Raw genomic sequence first — 6,603 nt, 5'->3', positions numbered from 1 at the left:
GCGTTTCGTCTCTGCGTTTCGACTCGCAAGCTCGCTCAACGACCGCGTTCCTCGCTCGCTCAACGACCGACCGCGAGCCGGTCGTTGAGCGAGCGGAGCGAGTCGAAACGCCCTTCCCGCTACTGGCCGCCCTCGGTGAGGGTGACCTCGATCGGCGTGTACTCGCCGGCGACCTCGATGCCCTCGTCCTTCAGCTCGGCGAGCGCCTGCTCGATGTACTCGTTCGAGTAGGCCGAGTCGGCCGGCTCGGTGGTGATGAGTTCGAGGTCGTCCTGGTTCTTGGCCGACAGCGCTGCCGCGACGGTCTTGTCCCAGGCGGCCTCGTCGACGAGCCCGAAGTCGGCGCCCGTCCAGATGAGCTTGTTGACCTCGTTCATCTGCCACAGCTGGTGCACGGGACCCACGGGGAACGCGGCCTCGGCGTTGGAGGCGATGTCGTAGACGATCGCCGCGGCCTCTTCGGGGTTGTCGCGCGCGTAGATCCAGCCCTTGGTCACGGCTTTCAGGAACCGGACCGCTGCGTCGGCGTAGGCCGGGTCTTCCTCGAGCCGCTGCGTGTCGGCCCAGATGGCGTCCTGCAGCATGGCGCCCTCGGTGTCTTCGTACGAGATGACGTCGAAGTCCTCGGGCTGGTAGAGCTCGCCGGTCTCGGGGTTCACGACCTCGAGGATCTGCGCCCACTCGTTGTACGTCATGGCCTGCGCGGCGTCGACGTCGCGGTCGAGCAGGGCGTTCATCGAGAAGTCCTGGGTCGTGATCGACACGGAGGTCGAATCGAGATCCTCGGCGGCCATGGCCGCGAAGATCTCCCACTCGTTGCCGAAGCCCCACGAGCCGATCCGCTTGCCCTCGAAGTCGGCGACCGAGGTGACGCCGTCGCCCTTCCACGCCACCTGAAGGGTGCCCGACTTCTGGAACACCTGCGCGATGTCGGTGAGCTCGACGCCGGTCGCCTCGAGAGTGCCGAGCACCTTGGGCACCCAGGCGATCGCGAAGTCCGCGTCGCCCGCCACGAGCGCGTCCTGCGGGACGATGTCGCCGCCTGACGGCAGGATCTCGACGTCGTCGAAGCCCTCCTCCTCGAAGTAGCCCTGCTCCTGGGCCACGTAGTATCCCGCGAACTGCGCCTGCGGCAGCCATTGCAGCTGCAGTTTGATCGATGTGAGCGGCTCGAAGTCCTCGCCGGTGTCGCCGCCGTTGTCGTCGCTCGCGCCGGAACAGGCGGCGAGCGCGAGGGCCGCGACTGTCGCGACGGTCCCCAGGCCCACTCCACGCCGCGCTAGCGCGCGGCGCGGAGCCTCAGGGCCTGTGGGCCCAGCCGCGGCCAGCCCACGTCGGATGCCCGGGCTGCGTGAGTTGCTGTGTCTCATTGCGTTCCTTTCGTGTGGTGCGGTTGCTTGGTGTGGAGCTTGTCGAACCCGCCGGTCAGGCCGGCGACCGCCTCGTCGCCAGCCGCTCGAGGAGCGAGGTCGCGAGGAAGAACACGAGGCCGATGATGATGCCCCCGAGGACGTACGCCCACGCGAGCGCGGCGCGGCCGGACTTGGCGTAGGTCGCGATGGCGGTGCCGATGCCGTCGGCGGGACCGCCGAAGTACTCGGCGACCAGCGCGGCGATCACGGCGAGCGAGCTCGCGATGCGCAGGCCCGTCATCAGGTAGGGGAGGGCGGTGGGCAGGGTGAGCACGCGGAACGTCTGGAAGCCGGATGCCGCAGACGAGCGCAGCAGGTCGCGGTGCACGGGGCGGGTCTGGCGGAGGCCGCGGAGCACGTTGACGAACACCGGGATGAAGGCGGCGATCGTCGCCACCGCCTGGCGCCCGAACTGGCTCGACGCGCCGAACATGGTGTTGAGGATCGGCGTGACCGCGACGATCGGGATCACTGCCAGGGCCGACACGAGCGGCGCCAGCATGCCGTCGATCGGCCGGGCGGCCGCGGCGAGCCCCGCGAAGACGAGGGCGAGGAGCGAACCCACGGCCAGGCCGATGAGCGCGTTCGTGGCGGTGATCGACATGTCCTCGAGGATGATCGGGAACCGTCGGACGAATTCCTCGGCGATGGCGATCGGGCTCGGCAGCATCCGGGGCGCGGTGCCGAGCACGTCGACCCAGAAGATCCAGACGGCGAGGATCAGGATGCCGACCACGACGGGCGCCACCCATCGCAGCCAGTCCGGAAGCTCGCGCTCGCCGGGCGCCGGCGCCGCGCCCGCCGGCGTCGGCGGGGCGGGCAGCATCGTGGTCGCGGCATCCGTCATGACTCACTCGCTCTCGCGACCGGGGAGCCGTGCAGCGCCTCGCGGACGGCGGTCACGCGGTCGAAGAACGCGGGGGACTCGCGCAGCGCCTCGTCCCGCTGGTCGCCGAGGCCCGTCTCGATGACGTCGGTGATGCGGCCGGGACGCGGGCTCATCACCACGACGCGGTCGGACAGGAAGACGGCCTCCGGGATCGAGTGCGTGACGAACACCACCGCGGCGGAGGTCTCGGCCGCGATGCGCGTGAGCTCGGACTGCAGCCGCTCGCGCGTCATCTCGTCGAGCGCGCCGAACGGCTCGTCCATGAGCAGGAGCTTCGGCCGCGCGGCGAGTGCGCGAGCGATGGCGACGCGCTGCTGCATGCCGCCCGACAGCTGGTCGGGGTACCGGTCGACGAAGTCCGACAGACCGACCAGCTCGGCGAGCTCGGCGACGCGGGTCGCCCGCTCGGCCTTGCCGGTGCCGTGCAGCTCGAGCGGCAGTCCGATGTTGGCCGCCACCGTGCGCCACGGCAGAAGCCCTGCCTGCTGGAAGGCGATGCCGTAGTCCTGGTCGATCCGGGCGCGCTTGGCGGGCTTGCCGAAGATCTCGAGGGTGCCGGTGGTGGCCTGGTCGAGGTCGGCGATCAGGCGCAGCAGCGTGGACTTGCCGCAACCCGAAGGGCCGATGAGCGAGACGAACTCGCCCGCGGCGACCTCGAGCTCGACCTCGGTGAGCGCGACGACCTCCCCGGTCTTCGTCGGGAACACCTTCCCGACTCCGGCTGCGTGCACGGCAAGGTCCGTCATGCGGTGGCCTCTCCTCTGCGGTAGTTGGCGAGTCCGAGCCCGATCAGCGCGACCGAGCCGGCGGCGATGAGGCCGAGGGCGATCGAGCCGAACGTCGGCCCCCACGGCGCGGCGGGGTCGCTCGAGGCCTGACCCGCGAGCTGGATGAGCATGCGGCCGATGCCGCCGCGCATGCCGATCGAGACCTCGGCGACGACCGCGCCGAGCACGGCGTTCGCGGCGGCCAGCCGCAGCGCGGGCAGCAGGTGCGGCACCGCGGCGGGCAGCCGCAGGCGAAGCAGCGTCGGCCAGTAGCCGGCGGCGTAGCTGTTCATGAGGTCGAGATGGATGCGGTCCGGCGAGGCGAGACCGCGCAGCACGCCGACGGCCACGGGGAAGAACGCGAGGTACGACGCGATGACGGCGACCGACAGCCACTGCGGCCACGTGCCGCCGCCGCGGTCGATCTGATTGCCGATCGCGTTGACGACCGGGGCGAACGCGATCAGCGGCACGATCTGGCTGACCACGATCCAGGGGAGCAGGCCCCATTCCAGCAGGCGCCAGCGCTGCATCACGAGACCGAGCACCGCACCGACGGCGACGCCGATCAGCCAGCCGACGGCCGCGATGCCGAGCGTCAGGAGGGCGGCACCGGCGACCGAGACCCACAGCGGCGGGGTGTCGCCGCCGCTCGTCGGTGCGAACAGGCGGGCGACCATGTCCCAGACGTGCGGCATCGCCCGATCATGGGCGCGCGGCAGGATCATGACGCCCGACCCCGACTCGCCGTCCACCGCCCCGACCACGAATCCTTCGCGGGGCCCGAGAAACTTGTACAACTCCCACAGCACGAGCACAGCGAGCACGCCGAGGGCTCCCCAGCCCGCGGCGATCCAGCCGCGAAGCTCTCCCTGCCTTCGGGCCGACCAGCCGATCGGTCTCATGCCGCAGACCTCACTTCTTCGCGGCCACGTGGGTCTGGAGCGCGGGGATCACGGTCTCGCCGTAGACGCGCAGCGTCTCCTCCTTGTTGTCGTGCTGGAGATAGCCGGCGAACTGCGTCACGCCCAGCTCGCGCAGCTGCTCGAGCTTGGCGATGTGCTCGTCGGCGGTGCCGAGGATGCAGAAGCGCTCCACGATCTCGTCGGGCACGAAGTCGACGTGGTCGTTGTCGGCCTTGCCGTGGGTGTTGTAGTCGTAGCCCTGGCGGCCGGCGATGTAGTCGGTCAGCGCGTCGGGGACCGCGCCATGCTCGCCGTACTTCGCGACGATGTCGGCGACGTGGTTGCCGACCATCCCGCCGAACCAGCGGCACTGGTCCCGCATGTGGTCCCGGTCGTCGCCGATGTACATCGGCGCCGCGACGCAGAAGGCGAGGGCCTCGGGGTCGCGGCCGGCGGCGGCTGCGGCATCCTTCACCGTCTTGATCATCCAGGCGGCGATGTCGACGTCGGCGAGCTGCAGGATGAAGCCGTCGCCCACCTCGCCGGTGAGCTTGAGGGCCATCGGCCCGTAGGCCGCGACCCAGACGTCGAGCTCGGAGCCGCGGCTCCACGGGAACTGCAGCGTCGCACCCTTGTACTCGACCGCACGCGAGTTCGCGAGCTCGCGGATGACGTGGATCGACTCGCGCAGCTCGGCCATCGTCACCGGCTTGCCGTTGGTGACCCGCACGGCCGAGTCACCGCGCCCGATGCCGCAGATCGTGCGGTTGCCGTACATCTCGTTGAGCGTGGCGAAGACGGATGCCGTGACCGTCCAATCGCGCGTCGCCGGGTTCGTCACGAACGGCCCCACCGTGACCCGCTTGGTCTCGGCGAGGATCGCGGAGTGGATGACGTAGGGCTCCTGCCACAGCAGGTGCGAGTCGAACGTCCACACGTGGCTGAACCCGTGCGCCTCGGCGAGCCGGGCGAGCTGCACCGTGCGCGCGGCCGGCGGATTGGTCTGCAGAACGACTCCGAAGTCCATGTGTGCTCCTATTCGGGACGCGTTTCGTCTCGCTCGTTCCTCGCTCGCTCAACGACCGCGAGACATGCCGGTCGTTGAGCGTGCGAAGCGAGACGAAACGCAGAGACGAGACGTGTCATGGTCAGATGAGGTACTGCGAGAGGCCGCGCTTGAGGAAGCGGCCGTCGCCCTTGGCGCCGAGGTACTGTCCGCCGTCGACCACGACCTTGCCGCGCGAGATCACGGTGTCGACGTGCCCGTCGATCTCATAGCCCTCCCACGCGGAGTGGTCCATGTTCATGTGGTGGGATGCCGCGGAGATGCTGGTGTGCCCGTCCGGGTCGTAGACGACGACGTCGCCGTCCGCGCCCGGCTGGATCACGCCCTTGCGGCCGTAGAGCCCGAACATGCGCGCGGGCGTCGTCGAGGTGAGCTCCACCCACCGCTCCAGCGTGATCTTGCCGGTCACGACCCCCTGATACATGAGGTCCATGCGGTGCTCGACCGAGCCGATGCCGTTGGGGATGGCACGGAAGTCGTCCTTGCCGAGCTCCTTCTGGCCCTTCATGCAGAACGGGCAGTGGTCGGTCGACACCATCTGGATGTCGTTGGTGCGCAGCGCCTGCCACATGTGGTGCTGGTGGCCCTCCTTGCTGCTGCGCAGCGGCGTTGAGCACACCCACTTGGCGCCCTCGAACTGCCCCCACTCCTCACTGAAGGCCCCGAGCTGCTCCTCGAGCGACAGGTAGAGGTACTGCGGGCACGTCTCGCCGAACACGTTCCAGCCCTGGTCGCGCGCCCATGCGATCTGGTCGACCGCCTGCTTGGCGCTCACGTGCACCGTGTAGAGCGGCGCGCCGGTGAGGTTCGCCAGCATGATCGCGCGGTGCGTGGCCTCTTCTTCCATCTGCCAGGCGCGCGCGATGCCGTGGTAGTACGGCGCCTTCTTGCCGGCTTCGGCCAGCTGCGCCGCGAGCACGTCGATCGCCGGGCCGTTCTCGGCGTGCATCATGGTGAGCAGGCCTGTCTCGGCCGACACCTGCATCGCCTTCAGCACCTGAGCGTCGTCGGAGTAGAAGACGCCGGGGTAGGCCATGAAGAGCTTGAAGCTCGAGATGCCCTCGTCGAGGAGCCCCCGCATCGCCGCAAGCGAGTCGTCGTCGACGCCGCCGACGATCTGGTGGAACCCGTAGTCGATCGCGCAGTTGCCGGCGGCCTTCTCATGCCAGGCAGCCAGGCCGTCCTGCACGCGCTCGCCGTAGCGCTGCACCGCGAAGTCGATGATCGACGTCGTGCCGCCCCAGGCCGCCGCCCGGGTGCCCGTCTCGAACGTGTCGGACGCGTTCGTGCCGCCGAAAGGCAGTTCCATATGCGTGTGCGCGTCGATGCCGCCGGGGATCACGTACTTGCCGGTCGCGTCGATGACGGTGTCGACGGATGCCGCGACATCCGTCCCGAGAAGCTGCGAGCCGGGCGCGAGCACGGCGGCGATCGTCTCGCCGTCGATGAGAACGTCGGCTTCGCCGCGCCCGGTCGCCGAGACGACGGTCCCGCCGGTGATGAGTGTGGTGGTCATTGCATCTCCCTTGATCCCCGTCGTTGAGCGAGCGAAGCGAGTCGAAAC

Annotated in this window: 6 protein-coding genes; all 6 read right to left on the bottom strand. The window is 69.5% G+C overall.

Annotation, left to right across the window (positions count from 1 at the left end):
* Positions 1-119: 119 nt before the first annotated feature.
* A complete protein-coding gene (locus B1729_RS16205) occupies positions 120-1,268 on the bottom strand; it encodes an ABC transporter substrate-binding protein (protein WP_239539683.1) in 1,149 nt (382 codons plus the stop codon).
* Positions 1,269-1,425: 157 nt separating this feature from the next.
* Complete coding sequence (locus B1729_RS16200) at positions 1,426-2,259, bottom strand: ABC transporter permease subunit (RefSeq protein ID WP_163618802.1); 834 nt, start codon at positions 2,257-2,259, stop codon at positions 1,426-1,428.
* A complete protein-coding gene (locus B1729_RS16195; protein WP_163618803.1) occupies positions 2,256-3,047 on the bottom strand; it encodes an ABC transporter ATP-binding protein in 792 nt (263 codons plus the stop codon). Before B1729_RS16195 ends, B1729_RS16200 begins: the two co-directional genes overlap by 4 nt.
* Entirely contained in the window at positions 3,044-3,973 is a 930-nt protein-coding gene (locus B1729_RS16190; protein WP_163633813.1) for an ABC transporter permease subunit, read from the bottom strand. Before B1729_RS16190 ends, B1729_RS16195 begins: the two co-directional genes overlap by 4 nt.
* Before the next feature lie 10 nt (positions 3,974-3,983).
* Complete coding sequence (locus B1729_RS16185) at positions 3,984-5,000, bottom strand: TIGR03842 family LLM class F420-dependent oxidoreductase (protein ID WP_163633811.1); 1,017 nt, start codon at positions 4,998-5,000, stop codon at positions 3,984-3,986.
* A 121-nt stretch (positions 5,001-5,121) separates the two neighbouring features.
* On the bottom strand, positions 5,122-6,555 hold the full coding sequence (hydA, locus tag B1729_RS16180; RefSeq protein ID WP_163618806.1) for a dihydropyrimidinase: 1,434 nt from the start codon (positions 6,553-6,555) through the stop codon (positions 5,122-5,124).
* Positions 6,556-6,603: the final 48 nt, after the last annotated feature.

The organism is Microbacterium sp. B35-04, assembly GCF_010634885.1.
Taxonomy (GTDB): Bacteria; Actinomycetota; Actinomycetes; order Actinomycetales; family Microbacteriaceae; genus Microbacterium.
The sequence above is the reverse complement of the archived record's forward strand: the minus strand, read 5'-3'. Positions and strand labels throughout refer to the sequence as shown.